Origin of the sequence: Pseudoalteromonas porphyrae (assembly GCF_001298125.1) — a bacterium.
Lineage (GTDB): Bacteria > Pseudomonadota > Gammaproteobacteria > Enterobacterales > Alteromonadaceae > Pseudoalteromonas > Pseudoalteromonas neustonica.
Window position 1 is genome coordinate 68,786 of sequence record NZ_LHPH01000011.1, and the last position, 19,678, is coordinate 88,463.

Genomic DNA, 19,678 nt, shown 5'->3' on the forward strand with positions numbered 1-19,678 from the left:
GTTACTTTTTAATACCTGCTAGATCTAACATAAAGGCATAATTAAGCGCCGTGTCTTCAAGGCTTTTAAAACGCCCTGATGCACCGCCATGACCTGCTTCCATATCGATTTTAAACAGGAGTTTGTTATCATCTGTCTTAAAGTCACGTAGTTTCGCGACCCACTTTGCAGGTTCAAAATACTGCACCTGCGAGTCATGTAAACCAGTAGTAACCAACATATTTGGATACGCTTGCTTACTTACTTGGTCATACGGAGAATACGACAGCATATAATCATAATATACTTTGTCGTTTGGATTGCCCCACTCGCCGTATTCATTGGTTGTTAATGGCAAGCTTGCATCAAGCATCGTCGTAACTACATCAACAAATGGTACAGCCGCTACCATCCCTTGATAAAGCTCTGGCGCTTGATTTGCCACAGCCCCCATTAATAATCCACCCGCACTGCCGCCCATAGCAAAAATTTGCTCTTCATTGCCATACTGCTGAGTAACTAAGCCTTTGGTAACATCAACAAAGTCATTAAAGGTATTCTTTTTATTTAGTAGCTTGCCGTCTTCATACCAAGGGCGACCAAGCATTTGAGAACCACGAATATGCGCAATTGCAAATACAAAACCACGATCAAGCAAGCTCAAGCGACCACTTGAAAAACTTGGGTCCATTGTTGCGCCATATGATCCATAAGCATATTGCAATAATGGGTTAGTACCGTCTTTTTTGAATTTATCTTTACGATAAACCAAACTTACGGGTACTTTTACGCCATCACGTGCGGTAATAAATAGTCGCTCTGATGCGTAGTTATCTGCGTCAAAATCCCCCATAACTTGTTGTTGTTTTAACAGTGTTTTAGCGGTGCTATTTAAGTCAATATCATACGTTGAACCAGGGGTTGTCATACTGGCGTAATATACACGCAAACTTTGGCTATCTAATTCATTATTGCCGTAAGCATGAATCATATAACTGCTATCGTTAAAGCTCAATTGTTGCTCATCGCCAGATGTTAAATTACGTATCGTTAAACGAGACTGACCCATTTCACGCTCTTTATACACCAGGTGATCGGCAAACAAGTCGATACCTTCAAGTTTAATCTCATCACGTGCCGGGATCAGCGTTCGCCAATTCGCTTTATCATGTGCTTTGTCTTTGTGCACAGTCATAAGCTGAAAATTCACCGCGTTAAGATTAGTGACGATATAATAAGTATCGCCATGTTTGGCAATGTCATACTCAAGGTTTTCTTCGCGTTCGATTAAGCGTGTTGGTTTTGATTTGGCATCGTTAGCATCAATCACAGAGACGCCTGAGGCACTCGTACTGCCATGCCAAATATAAATTTCTTGCTTGTCTTTACTTTTACCAAGGCCAGTGTAATAGCTGGTATTTGTCTCTTCGTACACTAATTCATCTTGTGCTTGTGGCGTACCTAAGGTATGGCGGTAGACCTGATAGCCAAGCAACGTTTGTAAGTCTTTTTTAATGTAATAGAAGGTCTTATTGTCGTTAGCCCAGACAATATCGCCATCGGTCCCTTCGAGCTTATCTTCTAGTAATTTACCCGTGTTTAAATCTTTCACTAAAATAGTGTAAATACGACGACTTACCGTGTCCTCACCGTACGCTAACAAATTACCATTTGGGCTTACAGACAAACCTGTAGCCGAATAATAATCGTGATCTTTGGCAAGCTCATTTACATCTAATATAACTTTTTGATCAGTACCTTTAGCATCGCTACTGCGAACATAAGTTGGGTACTCGTTTTCACCACGCGTTTGCGATGAATAATAAAAGTCACCACTTTTAGTAGGCACTGAATCATCGTCTTTTTGAATACGCCCTTTTAACTCTTCAAACAGCGTAGCCTGCAACGTTTTAGTGTGTGCTAGCATTGCGTCTGTATACGTATTTTCAGCATTCAGATGTGCAATAACAGCCGGATCTTTTCGCTCATCATCACGCATCCAATAATAATTATCGGTACGAGTATCACCATGAATTTCCATTGCAAATGGTATTTTATTAGCCACTGGCGCCGTTACACCTGCCATATTAATTTCCTGAGATACGCTAGCTTCACTAGCATTTTTTTGCTCTGGTGCTTTATTGCACCCCGCTAGTACAGCCAAAGATAATGCTGCCAGCGCAAAAGATTGAACAACTTTCATAATAAATAAATTCCCTTAAGTTATATAAACCAATTAGGCAGGCTCTTTAAGCTTCACTGCTATTGAATTGGTCTTATTATTTTTATTCCTTAAGCAATATATCTGATTACAGAGAACTTACTATATTGCTTTGTAACAGAATGTAAAAAGGGAGCCTAAGCTCCCTTTTATTTTTTAATTCTCAATTACTCATTAGTAATTGTTAATTATAACTTCTTATTTTTGTTTACGACGACGCATAAATGCGAATGGTGCCGCTAATAAAGTTAACCAAGCTAAAGAACCTGAACTTTTCTTCTTAGGTTCTGGAACCGGTGTAACAACAACATTTTCATCGAGGTCAGTAATATTAACTGTGATAAGTGCAGGTGCTGATACGTTACCTTGAACATCAATAGCAACAACTACTAATTCAGCTGATTGAACGCCTGTTTCAAAGTCAATCATCTCACTGTTGCTAACAACAACTTCACCATCATTATTAACATCAAACCCTTGGTGCGTTTTAGATTTAACGTAAAACTCTGAAATAGCTAAATCTTTATTTGACTCAACAACAGCAATTGTACCAATAACTAAACCGTTTTCAGAATTTTCAACTACGCTAAACGTCGCATTTTCAAGCGTTGGAGCTGAAATGCTAGGAACCGCTAGATCTGCAGTAGTAACAAGCTTAACTACATCTTTTAATGATGTAGATGTAAATGCAAATGGTGCTGTTGCATTCACGACAGCTCTTTCACCTGGAGCAAGTTCAGTAACAGGTGTATTTTCACCATCAAGTGTAGTTAGGCTAACAGGTGCAGAAGTACTGAACGGCGTAGACCCTACGATACTATCTGTTTCATAATATACACCACCTCTATATGATGCATAACCAGCAGATGCTTTAATATTTAACGTATCACCTAAGTTATCTTGCGTTAGGCCAATTAAGTTACTACATGCTGAAAAAGTAATAGTATCTTCACCAGCTGACTGATAAAGAGGTGTTACATACTGTAAGGTTTCCACGCCATCAGCACCAATAGTACCAATTACTGTTCTTGCACGACCTGGAGTTGCCGTAGCACGACCGCGGTCATTGTAGTTTTGCACTAAAAAGTCATAAGCGCCATCGTTGTTAGTATCAATATCTAAACGGTAGCCAGCTTGGAACACATGTGTAAGCTCATCACGCAATTGAATTGACGCTGTAAACAATACGCCTGACTCACACCCTGAAGCAGCCAATGCATTGAATGTCGTAGAAAGAATGTTAAATGGCGCTTCTTCTACTGACTTTTCAACGCCTACAGCTACGATGTTTTCAGCTAATGTAGAGACAGTTGTTGCACCTGTATTTTCAACAATTAGCTGCATTGAATTACCTACAACTTCTGAAGCAAGACTTAGTTCAGTTGCCGCTTTCGGTAGTGCATGGTAAACAATGTGTAAAGCATGATCTGAATCTGCATCGTCTACATCATCAAATACTAATGCACCATCAAACTCAGCTAGCGTCAATGCTGGACTGCGCGCTGTAATATCTTCAGCACTAAATGGATTATCAAGTGTCCATGCATGTAATTTGCTTGGATCAACAGTTAACGTTACATCAAACTTACTAACTTGCCCTGGGACGATTGTTACGCTCGCAGGGATATCCCAGCTAATCGCGCCACTATCTTCATCGTTCGTATAGCGTGCTTCTGTACGTAAGTTATATGTCTTCGCTTTATTTGAAAAATTCTTAACTGTTACAGTTTTTGTGAATGATGTTACTTCACTGAAACGTTCAAGACCAAATGATAAAGCTGCTTGTTGAGTGCTATATTCAACACTATCAACCCATGCTGCTACTGGTAAGTTAACTGCCTTCTCAACGTCAACTAGACCTGCACCGATCATACTGATTGGTGCCAACTCGCTGTCAGGTGCTATGCTAACTGGCTCATTTGTAACATTTAAGTTTGCTGAGTTCATCAATGTTGCTTTAATCTCAAGCGCATTACGCTCTGGGTGCGCTTCACGTACTAATGCAATGGCACCCGCTGTGATTGGTCCTGAGAATGAAGTACCTGAAGCAGGTGCCAACTTATCTTGCGTACCTGTCGCAGCAACCATAATACTTGTACCTGGCGCTGTAATTTCTGGCTTTAATAGACCATCCATAGAAGGACCACGTGAAGAGAAAGTAGCTACTGCACCAGCTTTAATTACTTTTTTACCAGTAAAACTATAAACTGGTTGCTCACCTGCTGCTAATTTTTCTTTTAACAACACTCCCACTTCTTGTGTTACAGAAACAGTACGAATTGTTACTGCTTCAGCACCTGGACTTGCGGCCATTCCTGGAGCTGCACCCGCCGCATTGTTAGCTAAAACAACAAACGCAGCACCTTTCTTTTGTGCATTTAATGCTTTAACTGAGAAACCACAACCGCCACGGTCAATAACCACCGCTTTGCCCGTAAAGTCAACATCATCAGCAAATGCATCACAACCATTTTGATTTGCATCAGGGTAAACTAATTCAGCGTCATCACTACCAAATGTAAATTCACCTTGCGCACCGAAGCTTGCAGAACCTAATTCAACTTCGGCACCATCAACAGTCCCACTTAATACGTCTGATTCTAATGTTGGGTGCGTCATCGCGCCTACAGATAAAGCATTAGGCGTAGTACTTGGTCCACCAACACGGAAAGGATGGTCGCTATCATTACCCGCTGAAATAACAACATTAACACCTAAATCTACAGCTTTTTGGATAAGAAGCTGTGCGCCACCATCAATATAAGTGCCACCAAACTCACCACCAAGTGACATATTTATTACATCAACACGGTCAGAAATATCGCCATCACCATTTGGATCCATTGCAGATTCTAAAGCAGCCGCCTGTGCTGCACCAGAACACCCACCACCACATACTGAATAAACATAAAGCTCAACTTCTGGGGCTATACCTGTTACAGAATGAGAAACCGAAGTACCGTGACTTGTAGGTGCATTTGCCTCCGTTGGTTCAGCCGGATCATTTTCAATTGGATCGGCATCATCACGCACGTAATCGTAACCACCTTGCACTTGACCTTGTGGCCATGCAACTGATGTAGGATCTGCTTGTGCAGCGTCATAAGCTTCGACAGTACCAGCACCACCAAAGATTTTGTGAGTGTAATCAATACCAGTATCTAATACTGCAACTGTTTGACCCTTACCTGTCACTACACCAGTGCTAACTAAAGGAGAGGCATTTAAATAATCAGCCGATGCAGCTACATGTAATTCATAGTCATACATAGGTAGCACTTTCGCTACTCGTGGATCTAATGCAATTTTAGCTAAAGCTTCAGGAGTTGCTTCTACTATTAGTGTAGGTGCTAACACTTTAGTGCGACCGATAATTTTTGCATCGAAATCAAAGCTGCTAAGTTCAAGTGTTACTTCTGATTGTACTTGCTCAATTTGCGCCATTGTTGCGCGGCTATCACCTGCTTGATAAATACCTTGTGTCATCAAATCTGCAGCTGTCGTTGCATTTAACACAATCATGTGAGCCGAAGGTGACTGCTCTTGCACATTATCAGCTGTATAAGCTGTTGTTGTGTAGTTATTTAATGCAGCTACGCTGTTTACTGTTTGTGCGTTCACAGCTGTTGCCATTAACGCTGATGAGACAGCAAGAGATAAGGCTGTTTTTGTAATTAACTTGTTAGACATAAATTCCCCAGACGAGATTATTGTTATTAAGTGTTCCTTAAAAGGAACTGACAGTTCCGAATACTACACCATCAATAAACAAAAAAACAACATCTAAACAATAAATGTAACAGTCGTTACTTATGATTACAGGTTAAAACAAAAACACCGCCAATTGGCGGTGCTTTAATTCAGGTAAATATTACCTAATAAAAACCAGATTATTTTTGCTTACGACGACGCATAAATGCAAATGGCGCAGCAAATAACGTCAACCAAGCAAGTGAACCACCTGAACTTTTCTTCTCTGGTGTTGGTACAACAACATCTTCGGCTGGGTCTTGTGTCACTGCAATAATGACCTCCACAGCTTCAGATGTATGACCCATGGAATCGACCGCAACTACCATTACTTTAATCTCAGTTATTGCTTCATAGTCAATACTGCCTGCGACTTTCAGTTCACCTGTAGCTGAAATACTTACAAGCTCACTGCCCGTCACAGTATAACTAGCAATTGGTGTCGCATCCGCATCAGGGTCTGTTGCTGTTACTGAACCAATGACAGTATCCACTGCTGCATTTTCTTGCACAGAGAAACTTTGTTCTGCATCAACAACAGGTGTTACTTCAGCGCCTTCATCTGCAATATTATTTATAGTGACAGTAACCATCGCCGACTCAGAAATATTTCCAGCGGTATCAGTCGCAACGACTTCCAGTTCAACCATCATCAGACCTGCTTCGTAGTTAAGCATATCTTGATTCATCACAGTAACTTCACCCATTTTTGAAACAGATATAGCCGTAGAAGTAGAGCTTAAAACAATGAACTCCGACACTGGATTAGCTAAGTCAGCGCCATATGTTACTTCAAGCATACCGATAACAGTGCCATTTACCGTATTTTCATCAACCGAGAACGCTGCATCAGTAACCATTGGTGCTGTACCACTGTCTGCGCGAGGTGTCGCAACTAAAGGTGCTGAACCTGAACTAGACAGGACCATAAAGTCTTGTCCTGCATTCATCAATGTTCCTGACTCGCCAGGTTGCAACTCAGTGATTTGATTTTCATTACTGTCAACCACAGCTGCTAACACGTCGTTAGATGCGTCTCTAAATGTATAAGTACCCATTACGGTATCACCAGAACCCGTCGCGATAGGTGTCCATGTCGCTTCTTCTGTTCTAAAGCGAACATTGGCTGTTACTGTATCGATGCTTTCAGCAGTTAAACCAAATGCACCTAAACAACTTTGCATTGTGAAATGATTATTACCGATAACTTGATAGATATTATTTAGATTACCACTGCCTGAACCATAACCATGTGTAAAGGTAAGTGCACTTCCTGGTTCTACATCGTCAGAAAACCATTCGTTTTTACCATTTTGAACCGTGATGTCATAAGTGCCATCTTGATCTAAGTCAAAATCAGCCATGAACCCACCCACGTATGTGTGAGTAATACCTTCATTGAAGATCATTGTTGTTAGTGTTACAAAACCGTCTGCACATATATCAGTAGAAACTGCGAATGTTTCAATTGATCCACCGACAATATCAAAGCGCTGATCTTCATCAACCTCACCTGTTGCTACAACTGGCGCAAATACTGGTTTAAGCACTGTCGCACCGGTATTTGTCAATTTATGCATTGGACCTTTCTCAGTCATTTCAGGTGTTACCGTTACCTGTGCATTTGCTTTTGGTAATACGTGATACACAAGGTGGAACGCTTTCATATCCCCTTCAGAGAAAACAAGCGCACCGTCTAATTCAAGGTTCGTTAAATCTGCTGTGACAGCCTCAGAACCAACATTAGATGCATCCAATGTCCACTCTGGCAAGGTTGAAGGATCAATTTTTGCCATTACGTCAAATGACATTGTTTGACCTGCAGGCACAGTGATTGTTGCAGGGTATTGCATTGTTAACGAGTTACGCTCTACATCATTTGCATAACGCTGTTCTAATGAAAGTGTATAAACTTTATCAACGTTTGAGAAGTTCTTCACTTGAACCGTTTTAGTCAGCTCTACCATTTCAGCGGCATTAACTAAACCAAACGAAAGCGCAGCTTGTTTAGTGTCTTTAGCCCAGGCTGCAACTGGTAATTCAGCTGCTTTTTTAACATCAACCAAGCCAGCACCGATATAACTAATTGGCGCAAGTTCGGCATCTGGATTAATTGCGCGAGGCTCCATTGTTACATCAAGATTAGCAGCATTCATTAATGTCGCTTTAAGCTCAAATGCATTGCGTTCTGGGTGTGCTTCTTTAAGAAGGCTCATCGCACCAGCGGTTATAGGGCCAGAGAATGAAGTACCAGTAGCACCTGTCAAGCCATCACCTAAACCTGGGTGAGCAGTCATGATATTTACACCTGGAGCGGTAATTTCAGGTTTTAGTAATCCACCCATTGAAGGACCACGTGATGTAAAGTCAGCAATTGCCCCAGCTAGTACAAGGCGCTCTACAGCAAGGGTAAATTCTTTCCCTTCTTTAAGTGCCATACCCGTTTCTAAGTTAACACCAACTGATGGAATCGTTACGGCAGCATCAGAGCCCCCCATAGGTGCCGGTGTACCATCATCTGAATTATTGGCGATAATCACAAATGCAGCGCCTTTAGCTTGTGCTGCCAATACTTTTGTTGTAAATGCACAGCCACCGCGGTCAATAATCACGCCTTTACCTGTAAAATCAATACCCTCAGCAAAGTCGACACACGCAGTTTGATTTTCAGCTGGGTAAACCAGCTCAATATCACCCGTGGCAAAACTAAATGCTGTTTGAGGACCGAAACTAGCTGGTTGCACGGTGACATCTTTACCATCAACCATGCCATTACCGATACCTTGGTCGCCCGTTGGGTGAGTCATTGCACCTACAGACAGTGCATTTTCAGATGTACTAGGTCCGCCAACAATAAATGGATATGCGCCGTCATTACCCGCTGAAATAACAACGTTAGTACCTAGTTTAACCGCTTTATTAATAAATAGACCTACCGCGTCATTTGCAAAGTCACCATAATCACCACCCAGTGACATGTTAATAACATCAACACGGTCGGAAATGTCACCATCTTTATTCGGATCCATTGCATTTTCAAGAGCAAGTAACTGGGCTAAACCAGGACAACCACTGTTACATACTGAATATACGTAAAGATCAACATTTGGGGCAATACCATTTACTGAATTAGAAACGTGTGTACCGTGGTTAGTGTTAACATCGATTGGATCGGCATCATCATTTATATAGTCATAGCCGCCTTTGATTTGCGCTTGCGGCCAATCAACACTTGCTGGATCTGCCACTGCAGCATCATATGCTTCTTTAGTGCCCGCCCCACCAAATGCTGCGTGGGTATAATCAACACCAGTATCAAGCACAGCAACTTTAATGCCTTGGCCTGATGCAACACCACTTTCAACTAATGGTGTCGCCATTATGTAATCAGCGCTATCTGCAACACTTAGCTCGTAATCATATACTGGGTAAATCGCCTCTACTTGTTGATTATTCAATAAACGTGCTACGTCTTCTTGATTACCGTTAACGACGATTGAACTCACTAGAGTAGACGTTTTTGCAATGACTTGTAGCTGCAAATCCATAGAAGAAATAGCTTGCTCAACACTTGTTTGCGCTACTAAAGCTTGCGTACGAACAGCTGAAACGTCAGTACTTACTACTTGAGCTGTTGCAGGGGCATGCAGTTTAATCAACCAGCTAGATGCTTCGCCGCGAACCTGTTCTTTTTTTACGCCAGCTGTAGATTGGACATTTTTTTGAGACGTCAGATTATATTTTTCAAAATTATTAGCATGAGCTGATGCGCAAAAAGCACTTGCGACAGCAAGAGCAACCGCCGTTCGCTTAATTGAATTAGAATTCATAGTATTCCCCTGGATATATAATGGTTATGATTGTTTTTATTCGAGACTTTAAGTCATGTACAATATAAAACCATAATGTCGTAAATAACAACTATTTTATTACTTACCGTTTACACTTTGTTTCTACAAACAAAACAATAAATCTCAAAACGCTGATTATAATGAAATTTTAAATATTCACCCTTGTAAATGAATGTAAACACAAACGCAACAATACCCAAAAGAGAAACTAATGAACAATGAAGTTATCAATATATTAACAATGGCTAAGGTAATACAGACAGCTGTAGCGCCGGTATTTTTGATCACAGGTATTGCCGCAACGTTGGGCGTATTATCAAATCGTTTAGCACGAATAACTGACAGAGCCCGCCAACTTGAACGTAAATTGAAGGTCAGTACCGATGAGGAATTTAATACCTCGCTAACCACAGAGCTCAGAGCACTACTAAAACGATCTCGCTTTATCCATATCGCATTTAGTTTAAGTGTATTAAGTGCTGTACTTGTGTGTGCCGTGGTTATGCTGCTGTTTTTATCGCATATTCAGGCAGTTAATTTAGGAGTCACTATCGGTAGTTGTTTTGTCGGCGCCATGGCGTTACTGATTTGTGCGTTTATGTCACTCCTTGGTGAAGTATTCTTAGCCACGCGCAGTATGCGCAGAGGAATGATATTTGCCGACATAGATATCAATGACTAAAAATATGAATCAAAAACGATAACTTAAGTTTAATGGTTAAAGCTAAGTTAAGTTTAACCGCAATAAACTTGAATAATATGACCTACTGATATACAACAACGGTTGTTAACGCTATGAATACAATTAAGGGGCGAAAGGAATGAAATTAAAACAGCTATTTTTAGGCACAGTATTATCAACATTAGCGCTGGGCGCATCAGCTGAATCTGTATTTGAAGAGCCAAGTGATGCGATTGAATATCGCCAAGCTGCATTTTCAATGATCCGTGTACAAATTGGTGATATGGGCGACATGCTAAAAGGCAAAGTAGAGTTTGATGCACAACGCTTTCAAAAGCGTGCAAATAATGCAGCAGCATTGTCTAAAATGCCATGGGAAGCATTTGGCGCTGGCACTGATAAAGGCGATACATCTGCCCTTCCAGCAATTTGGAGTGATAACGAAACCTTTATGAAAAAAGCAACTGCATTTCAGCAATATGCTGATGAGCTAGCCGTTGCTGCACAATCTGGTGATAAAAAGCTAATTGCCAAAGCGTTTGGTCCTTGGGCTAAAGGCTGTAAAGATTGCCACACATCATTTAAAGATTAATCTTTGAACCGATAAGCTTTAAACAAAATGGCGCTCAATCAGCGCCATTTTTGTTTTTTAATTGCTAACTAACTAAATAACTTAGCGGCTCTGCGCCCCATGTCATCAATAGTCCACCTAGTAATACAACAAAAATAACAATTGCTAACCAAGGCGATTTGGTTACTTTAACCTCTGCATTACCTGCTTCTTTGTCCGTATACCCGGTGACCATCGCTTTAACTAACCTTTTGCCTTTAATGCGGTAAATAACAATTGCCACAACGTGTAAAATAATCGCATAAAATAATAAGTCGAAATTTGTGTGGTGCAACCAGCCCGCCCACTCAACCACATTATTAGAGGCATATTGCACCAATGGTCCGTCGGTTAAAATATCGTCCGTGGTCATTAAGCCACTCACTAACTGCACCAATAACAATGCAAAAAAAGCGAGCACCATATAACTGCCCGCAGCACCATGACCCACTGGCTCATTAGTTTGTTTAAACGATTTGATTGCCGCAATAGGAGAATGTAGTAATGCACTTAACTTCGCCGTTTTACTACCAATTAAGCCCCATATAAGACGCGTTAACAGCAGCGCTAATGTAAAAAAACCTGCGATAAAATGCAGTTCCATCATGCCTTCTTCAGCACTAAAATACAGTGTGGCAATTGCTATTACGAGTAGCCAGTGAAAGCTACGAATAAACCCATCCCATACTTTAATACGTTTAACCACTTGATCATCCATCGTAATAACTACCTCTTAAATATATACTCTATAATAATGCCACAGACTGCTTTACACGACTATTTCAACGCGGCGAATAACCGCAGGTATAACGCGCAATTTTTTACAAGCTTTGTATATTGGTTTAGATATACTCAAAGCTATAAGAGCTAAAATAACAAAAGCGGCGCCAATGAAAGATGAACAATCAACTTTTTATCACCATGAGAAATTAGGCGGGTTAGAGGCTTTACAAGCACGCTTTACTCATCAGAATTTTTCACGCCATAGCCATGAAGGCTACACCATTGGTTTAATTGATTGCGGCGCGCAAAAGTTTTATCGCAGTGGCAGTGACCATATCGCACCAAAAAATAGTATTATTTTAGTCAATGCCGACCAAATTCATAATGGCCAAACAGCAACCGAAGCAGGCTGGTCATACAGAGCAATGTATCCGCATCCAGAGCAATTTGACGCACTTTCTCAAGAGTTAATAGGTATTCGCTGTGGCGCACCTTATTTTGATTTTGCTGTTTACAACAATCGCTCACTTACACACGAATTAAATCAACTACTTAATTGCTTAACAACTACAGTGAAAAATAATAACCAACTGCACACTGAAAGCTTATTTTACAGTGTGATGACTCAGTTAATGCTGTCATTTAAACAAGATTACCGACAATTAAAACAACTAAAACCCAAAGCAAACCTTACACATGCACAGCAATACCTTGATGAATATTGCTGTGAAGAGATAAGCCTTGAGCGAATAGCCGCCCTGAGTCACATGAGTCCATTTCATTTTATTCGCCAATATAAAAAACAATATGGTTTAACTCCTCATGCATACCAAATACAGCGCCGTATTCGCCATGCAAAGACATTGTTAAAACATGGTTTAAATGTCAGCCAAACAGCAAACGAATGTGGCTTTCATGATCAAAGTCACTTACATCATCACTTTAAATCTCGCATTGGCATTACGCCTGGCCAATATAGAAATCTATTTAGCAGTTCATTAACGAAGGATACACAGTGAAAAAGGCATTACTTAAAGGTTTTTTAGATATGCTACCGCTGTGTTTAGCGGTGATCCCATGGGGTATTTTATGTGGATCGTTAGCGGTACAGAATGGTTTTACAGCTCTCGAAACACAAGCTATGTCACTATTGGTTTTTGCAGGCTCAGCGCAACTGGTTGCCATTGAACTAATGGCTGGTAATACGCCGTTATTAACTATTTTATTTACTACTTTTATTATTAGTTCACGGCATTTTTTATATGGGTTAGCGGTACGCCACAAAGTAATAGATCAACCTTTGCGTTGGCGCCTACCTGTAAGCTTTGTACTCACTGATGAATTATTTGCATTTTCTCACCACCGCAAAGCCTACCGTACAAAAACGCGTTTAACCTATGCGCTAAGTGCCGGATTTAGTTTTTATATAGCGTGGAATTTATGGACTTTTATTGGCATTGTAGCAGGGAGTTTATTGCCCGATTTAACCACCCTCGGTTTAGATTTTGCCATTGCCGCAACATTTATAGCGCTGGTTATTCCTGGCATAAAAAACCTTGCAACCTTAGCAACGGTTGTAACCGCAGGCATAGTTGCTAGCGTTTTAAAAAGCCAAGGGTTTGAGTTGTGGTTGGTTGTTGCTGCACTGAGTGCTATGACCGTGGGGTATATTATTAGCCGTGTTATTAGTCGCATAAATAGCCAAATACATATAAAACAGGCGCCTAAATCATGATGACAACTATTTTATTAATGGCCTGTATTACTTTTTTTACCCGTTACTTATTTTTACACCGCGCTTTGCCCTTTAAAGTCGGACCAAAAATGCAGCAATTTTTAAGCTTTAGCGCCCCTGCAGTGCTCACTGCTATTTGGGTGCCTATCGTATTTGTAACAGATAATGGTATTAACCTAAACTGGCAAAACCCATACCTCAGCGCTGCAGTTGTCGCAATTATTGTCGCGTATAAAACGCATAACATTTACTACACAACGCTGGCTGGTATGGGCCTGTTTTTAATTTTGAATTAGCGCCAAATCAATGCGCCAATTCAATTGCCGATACTGGCGCTAAACACTGGCAAGTAAAACAGCACGGCTCTTTTCAAGAGTAACTTGCTCTCGCTCACCGAGCGCCGTCATGCCGTGGCGCTCAAGCTGCTTAACAATTTTATCTGCCACTTCTTCACCTAAGTTGTAATCACTTAGACGAGTTGGCATGTTTACACTATGGAAAAACGCCTCTGTTGCAGCAATTGCTTGCTCAATAGCGGCATCTTCATCGCTAATATCAAGGCCTAAAACACGTTGTGCATATTGTAAAATTTTACCGCGTTTCGTTTCTTTTTGCTCAGCCATCATACGTGGCAATACAATCGCTAACGTTTGTGCATGATCAAGGCCATACACTGCCGTCATTTCGTGCCCTAGCATATGCGTTGACCAATCTTGCGGCACACCAGCACCAATTAATCCATTTAAGGCCATCGTTGCCGACCACATAATATTAGCGCGCACTTTGTAGTTGTCTGGCTCACTGAATGCTTTTGGGCCTTCTTCAAGTAAGGTCATTAAAATACCTTCAGCAAAACGATCTTGTAACTTAGCGTCTACATCGTACGTTAAGTATTGTTCCATAGTATGAACAAACGCATCAACAATACCGTTAGCTACTTGGCGTTTAGGCAATGAGTAAGTCACTGCAGGGTCAAGCACAGCAAATTGCGGTTGTACAAATGGGCTAGCAAATGGCAATTTGTCATGACTATCAAGGTTAGATACAACACTAAAGGTATTTGACTCAGACCCCGTTGCTGGCAAAGTTAGCACTACACCTAACGAAATCGCTGACTTAATTTCACCACCTTTAGCTAAAATATCCCACGGTTCACCTTCATAATTTGCCGCTGCAGCAATAAATTTACTGCCGTCAATAACAGAACCGCCACCAACAGCTAAAATATAGTCAATCTGTTTCTCTTTAACTAAAGCAACCGCTTTCATGCACGTTTGATAACTTGGGTTTGGCTCGATACCTGCAAATTCAAACCAAGTATGCTCACTTAACGCATTACTTACTTGTTCATAAATACCATTTTTTTTGATGCTGCCGCCGCCATACGTAACCAGTACTTTTGCGTCAGTTGGGATCTCACTTTTAATTAATGCGATTTGTTGTTCGCCAAAATGAATTTTTGTTGGGTTTGCAAAACTAAAATTTAACATGCTTGCTCCATTAATTGATTATGCATAATGCGTGGTGACCAAATGATTGTAGACTTTTAACGTTTAAATTAAAGATTAAGATCAGGCAATCACTTTTGCACAGCTGCAACAATGAATGATATAAACTATAATTACTTAATATTTTGAGAACATAATATATGTGGCAAGGCCTTGATGAATTTTTACATGTCGTTGAACATGGCAGCTTTACCCATGCAGCAAAAGCTATGGAAGTGTCAACATCTCATATTAGTCGCCAAGTACAACAATTAGAAAACCGCTTAGGCTCAGTGCTGTTTCAACGTACCACCCGTAAAATAAGCTTAACTGACGCAGGGCGTGAATACGCAGTTAAACTCAAAGCCATAAAACAAGAACTTATAGACGCTAATAATCAATTACAAGGCGAACAACGCAGACCCAAAGGCCTTATTCGCATTACCGGCGCGGGGGAATTTGTCGCAACTAATGTAGCACCCAAAATTGTTGAATTCGTAAAACGCTACCCTGACGTGGAAGTCGATATGGACTTTAATAATCGCAACGTTGACCTCGTAGAAGAAGGTTTTGATTTAGCCATTCGTTTTGGGCGTATGCAAGACTCGAATTTAATCGCGAGACCACTATGCCCTCGCATCATGACGCTCGTTGCAAGCCCTGACTATTTACAACAAAACCCCGCTCCTACAACACCTCACCAGCTCACTAAACATAATTGCTTAGTGGCAATGGGTAAACGCTGGCGATTTAATTTTAATGGCGAAATCAAAGAAGTAAAAATTACTGGAAACTGGCGCAGTAATCATCCACGCGCATTACTCAGTGCAACATTGGGTGGATTAGGGATTGCCCACTTAGCTTGCGATATTGTTGAACAATACGTGCAACAAGGCCAATTAGTAACGCTGCTTGATGAATTTCAAGTCACTGATAATGCATCTTGGTTAGTATACCCACGCAAAGATTTAATGCCGTATAGAGTACGTTTATTGATTGAATATTTACTCACAAGTTTTAGGGCGTGTTGACCTTTGCAGATTAAAATTCGTTCAATCCAAAGGCGATTTAATCGCGGCGCGAGGTTTGTAACCGAGTGGGCTAAGTAAAAATCGAGCAAAGCTAGATTTAAGCTGTATGTCTGTCACAACTCAGGATAGAATTTACCAAACAACAATAATAAAGTGAGCATCATGAACGACTTTCACCAACTTTCAGCCACAAACTTACAGGGCCAAACATTTGATTTTAGCAACCTTGAAGGCAAAGTGGTTTTAATTATTAATACCGCCAGCAAATGTGGCTTTACACCGCAATACGAAGGCCTGCAACAATTGCATGCAAAATACGCCGAGCAAGGATTGGTTATTATTGGTTTTCCATGTAATCAATTTGGTCAACAAGAACCTGGAAACGCTAAGGATATCGAGCAGGGCTGTTTAATTAATTATGGCGTTGACTTTGTGATGATGGGCAAAGTAGATGTAAACGGCGAACATGCACACCCCGTGTTTAGGCATTTAAAATCAGCCTTACCAGGGTTTTTGAGTCGTAAAATAAAATGGAATTTCACAAAATTTTTAATCGGCCGCAATGGCGAACCTATTAAACGTTTCGCTCCTTTTACCAAGCCGCAACAAATCGAAAGCACGATCATTAAAGCACTTAAAAACTAAAAGCAATAAAGAGGCATACGCCTCTTTATTTTAAACTGTTGCTTAGTGATTCATGTACTCATCAAAGTCATCATCACCTAAGTTTTTACGCAAGCGTTTTTGCTCCAGGTAGTCTTCCAACTTTTTCTTCACCTTTTGCTTATTCTTGTCGTGTTGATTACGCCCAACCATTTCGTACTCGTCTTCAACAAAAGCGTCATCTAGCGCATCGTAACTAAATGTCTTACCCACAACCCACTCCATAAAGTGTTTGAGACCAATGTAGGATTTTTATCACTGCCATTGGTAAAATTAAAATGTTCAGTGCGCTTATTCAACATAGTGAAGCGCACCAAAGTAAAGCCACAACCCATTCTAAAATGATGTTATGTCAGTAATGTGAATAAATAGCGTTAAATTTGAATTCTGGAAAGTGAGACTTTTTTATCGAAACGATAAACATTATTTATGCTTATAAATTTTTTAGTCATTTTGACTAAAAATTAGTTTTTTTATCATTTAATAGACCAATCAAAAAATAAAGAAAAGACCCTAACAACATGATTATTAATATTAATTTTTTTTGGCATCAAACTTGATAACAACTAAGTAAGCATTCGTTATAATCAACACATTAGCAGGATATAAAAATGAAAAAATTACTTTTAGTAGGTTCTTTATTTATTGCCACAGGGGCAATGGCGCACAATGATAACGACTCGCATATTTCATTTAGCGGCGATTCGTGCAAAGTAGAGTTTCAAAATGATGTTCGCATTAAACCAAACGAACTCGAAATTTTTACCGCTAACGATCACACCATGACTTTCACTAACAATGGCGAGCTCATTGTTGATGGCCAAACATTGACATTAGATGAGCAGCAGCGTCAAGCAATCAGCGACTACTCAGACAGCCTACGAGGCCAGCTACCTGAAGTTGCTAACATTGCACTTGAAGGTGTAAAAATTGCCGGCGTTGCAATTGAAGAAGTCGCCAATGCATTTAACATCCAAGGTCTAGACAGTATTAATGACCTAATGGCAGAGATTCAGGTTGAGGTAGAAAATACCTTTTATCAACAAGGTGCCTTTGTAATGGGCCAGCAAAGTTTCAATGACTTTGGCGAAAATTTTGAAAGCCATTTTGATGAACAAATTGAAAGTGCCGTTGAATCAGCAATGATGCAATCAATGGGCAGTATTTTGATGGCATTAGGGTCTGAGTTAATGGGTGCCGGCGGCGATATGCAAGCCTTTGAACAGCGTATGGAAAATATGGGTGCACAAATAGAAGAAAAGGTAGAACTGCAAGCAAACGCACTGGAAAAACGTGCTGATGCATTATGTGATAATTTTTCAACGATTGCAGCGCAAGAGCAGCAACTTGTTAAATTAGTACCAGAGCTAAAAAATTATCAATTATTTAGCTACAAACAAAACAACTAAACTCATATAACAATTTGATATCCCTTTAGCAGCACTCTTTTAAACGTGCTGCTTTTTTACTTTTTAGCTAAATGTATTAACTCACCAAGTTTAATAATTGCTTGCTCGACTCGTTCATTCCAAGGCAAGCCATAACTTAACCGTATACAGCTGCGATACTTATTCGTTGCCGAAAATATATAACCCGGTGTAATACTAATACCATTCTCTAGCGCGAGTTGAAATAGCTTAATACTGTCAAAGCTTGGCCCTAAATCAACCCAGACCACGCAGCCACCTTGCGGATCACTAATACGTGCAGTGGCAGGAAAAGCTTGCTGCAAACACCAAATCATCCGCTCTTTATTGGTACGCAGACGCTGCCTAAGTAATTTTAAGTTACGCTCATAATCACCACTGGCCACAAACTCATATAACGTCCATTGATTAATTAAAGATGTTGAGCAGCTTAGTGCTCGTTTATAACGCCTTGCGCGCGCTGCAAACTTTCCCGCAATTAACCAACCAACACGATAACTCGGAGCCGCTGTTTTTGAAAACGAAGAACACGTTAACACGAGCCCCTTTTTTGAATACGCTTGTGCAGGTATGCCTCGCTCGGGAGTAAAATGCAAATCGCCGTACACATCATCTTCAATAAGCACTACATCTTGTGATTCTAATAGCTCAACTAATTGTTTACGCTTATGATCCGGCATAAAGCTGCCAACCGGATTGTTGATCGAAGTTGAAAACACACAGGCTTTAATATCGTGATCTTGCAAAGCTTGGTTCAGATCATCAAGCCAGATCCCATCATCAGGACATAGCGGGATCTCCAGTGCTTTAAGGCCTAAACTCTCGATCAATTCAATGATCCCAAAATAACAAGGTGACTCGATCGCAATCACATCTCCCGGCATTGTCGCACATTTTAACGCGATCGCTAGAGCCTCTTGTGCGCCATTGGTGATCACTAATTCATGGCTATCAACCCCAATACCAAAATCTAAATAACGATGGATCAACTGCTTTTTAAGCGGCGCAAAACCATCCATCGCCCCATAGTTTATTGCACGACTCCCTGCAATCGACATTACCCGACGCATGGTCCGGCTAAGCATTTTATCGGTTGGGGCTGCCGCAACAGGGTTTGCAATACCAAAAGGCACCACATTCGCTTGATGGATGGCATCGTATACTTGCTCAATTAACACCTGCATATTAACTGATACAGGCGCGCGGCTCAGCTTTACTCGTTTAGGCCGAGCAAGTTGTGTATTAACTGTTTTTAAAAAGTAACCAGACTTTTCCCGCGCTTCAACAAGACCTTGTGCCTCAAGTGACTGATAAGCCAATTTTACAGTCGGGATGCTCACATTGAGTTTTTCGGCCATTTTGCGTAATGAAGGAAGTTTCTCACCAGGGAGCAGTGTGCCCTGCTCACTTAAATCGCGAACAAGTTGCATGACTTGCTGGTATAAAAAATCATGATTAGTTTTACTGATCACTAACGACATTGCATTTACCTTTCACTCAAAGCACCCCAAATCTGTAT

General features: G+C 40.7%; 15 protein-coding genes. 8 read left to right on the plus strand and 7 right to left on the minus strand.

Features of this window, described 5'->3' with window-relative positions; all coding sequences use genetic code 11:
* Position 1: 1 nt before the first annotated feature.
* From ADS77_RS11120 to ADS77_RS11130, 3 genes are all read right to left on the minus strand, one after another.
* Positions 2 to 2,182, minus strand: coding sequence for a S9 family peptidase (locus tag ADS77_RS11120; protein WP_054454452.1), 2,181 nt, complete (start codon positions 2,180 to 2,182; stop codon positions 2 to 4).
* Between the two features lie 216 nt (positions 2,183 to 2,398).
* Positions 2,399 to 5,890 carry a S8 family serine peptidase gene (locus ADS77_RS11125; RefSeq protein WP_054454454.1) on the minus strand — a complete coding sequence of 1,164 codons (3,492 nt, stop codon included), beginning with the start codon at positions 5,888 to 5,890 and terminating at the stop codon, positions 2,399 to 2,401.
* A gap of 200 nt (positions 5,891 to 6,090) precedes the next feature.
* Positions 6,091 to 9,780 carry a S8 family serine peptidase gene (locus ADS77_RS11130; RefSeq protein ID WP_054454456.1) on the minus strand — a complete coding sequence of 1,230 codons (3,690 nt, stop codon included), beginning with the start codon at positions 9,778 to 9,780 and terminating at the stop codon, positions 6,091 to 6,093.
* Positions 9,781 to 10,012: 232 nt separating this feature from the next.
* On the opposite strand from ADS77_RS11130, the gene ADS77_RS11135 reads away from it, so the two are divergent.
* Both ADS77_RS11135 and ADS77_RS11140 read left to right on the plus strand, forming a co-directional pair.
* Positions 10,013 to 10,483 (plus strand): DUF2721 domain-containing protein, encoded by a 471-nt coding sequence (locus ADS77_RS11135; RefSeq protein ID WP_054205272.1) that lies wholly within the window; start codon positions 10,013 to 10,015, stop codon positions 10,481 to 10,483.
* Between the two features lie 139 nt (positions 10,484 to 10,622).
* The gene (locus ADS77_RS11140; protein WP_054205273.1) at positions 10,623 to 11,075 is read left to right on the plus strand and encodes a c-type cytochrome; all 453 of its coding nucleotides are present in this window, start codon (positions 10,623 to 10,625) and stop codon (positions 11,073 to 11,075) included.
* Positions 11,076 to 11,139: 64 nt separating this feature from the next.
* Here the strand turns inward: ADS77_RS11140 and ADS77_RS11145 are convergent, their stop codons facing one another.
* On the minus strand, positions 11,140 to 11,811 hold the full coding sequence (locus ADS77_RS11145; RefSeq protein ID WP_054454458.1) for a cytochrome b/b6 domain-containing protein: 672 nt from the start codon (positions 11,809 to 11,811) through the stop codon (positions 11,140 to 11,142).
* Between the two features lie 172 nt (positions 11,812 to 11,983).
* Here ADS77_RS11145 and ADS77_RS11150 point away from each other — a divergent pair, with 172 nt between their 5' ends.
* From ADS77_RS11150 to ADS77_RS11160, 3 genes are read left to right on the plus strand one after another with little or no spacing between them, the layout of a single operon-like run.
* Positions 11,984 to 12,835: an AraC family transcriptional regulator gene (locus ADS77_RS11150; RefSeq protein WP_082355670.1), complete on the plus strand. Its 852-nt coding sequence runs from the start codon at positions 11,984 to 11,986 to the stop codon at positions 12,833 to 12,835.
* A gap of 29 nt (positions 12,836 to 12,864) precedes the next feature.
* Positions 12,865 to 13,551 (plus strand): AzlC family ABC transporter permease, encoded by a 687-nt coding sequence (locus tag ADS77_RS11155; RefSeq protein ID WP_054454501.1) that lies wholly within the window; start codon positions 12,865 to 12,867, stop codon positions 13,549 to 13,551.
* Positions 13,548 to 13,847, plus strand: coding sequence for an AzlD domain-containing protein (locus tag ADS77_RS11160; protein WP_054205275.1), 300 nt, complete (start codon positions 13,548 to 13,550; stop codon positions 13,845 to 13,847). Before ADS77_RS11155 ends, ADS77_RS11160 begins: the two co-directional genes overlap by 4 nt.
* A 39-nt stretch (positions 13,848 to 13,886) precedes the next feature.
* Here the strand turns inward: ADS77_RS11160 and ADS77_RS11165 are convergent, their stop codons facing one another.
* A complete protein-coding gene (locus tag ADS77_RS11165; protein WP_054454460.1) occupies positions 13,887 to 15,041 on the minus strand; it encodes an iron-containing alcohol dehydrogenase in 1,155 nt (384 codons plus the stop codon).
* Positions 15,042 to 15,199: 158 nt separating this feature from the next.
* Here ADS77_RS11165 and ADS77_RS11170 point away from each other — a divergent pair, with 158 nt between their 5' ends.
* Positions 15,200 to 16,069 (plus strand): LysR family transcriptional regulator, encoded by an 870-nt coding sequence (locus ADS77_RS11170; protein WP_054205277.1) that lies wholly within the window; start codon positions 15,200 to 15,202, stop codon positions 16,067 to 16,069.
* A 162-nt stretch (positions 16,070 to 16,231) separates the two neighbouring features.
* Positions 16,232 to 16,714, plus strand: coding sequence for a glutathione peroxidase (locus tag ADS77_RS11175; protein ID WP_054454461.1), 483 nt, complete (start codon positions 16,232 to 16,234; stop codon positions 16,712 to 16,714).
* 42 nt (positions 16,715 to 16,756) lie between these two features.
* On the opposite strand, the gene ADS77_RS11180 is transcribed toward ADS77_RS11175, so the two are convergent.
* Positions 16,757 to 16,945, minus strand: coding sequence for a PA3496 family putative envelope integrity protein (locus ADS77_RS11180; RefSeq protein WP_082355672.1), 189 nt, complete (start codon positions 16,943 to 16,945; stop codon positions 16,757 to 16,759).
* Positions 16,946 to 17,343: 398 nt separating this feature from the next.
* Between ADS77_RS11180 and ADS77_RS11185 the strand changes: the two genes are divergently transcribed.
* Positions 17,344 to 18,141, plus strand: coding sequence for a YggN family protein (locus ADS77_RS11185; RefSeq protein ID WP_054454463.1), 798 nt, complete (start codon positions 17,344 to 17,346; stop codon positions 18,139 to 18,141).
* Between the two features lie 56 nt (positions 18,142 to 18,197).
* Here the strand turns inward: ADS77_RS11185 and ADS77_RS11190 are convergent, their stop codons facing one another.
* Positions 18,198 to 19,640 (minus strand): PLP-dependent aminotransferase family protein, encoded by a 1,443-nt coding sequence (locus ADS77_RS11190; RefSeq protein WP_099458982.1) that lies wholly within the window; start codon positions 19,638 to 19,640, stop codon positions 18,198 to 18,200.
* Positions 19,641 to 19,678: the final 38 nt, after the last annotated feature.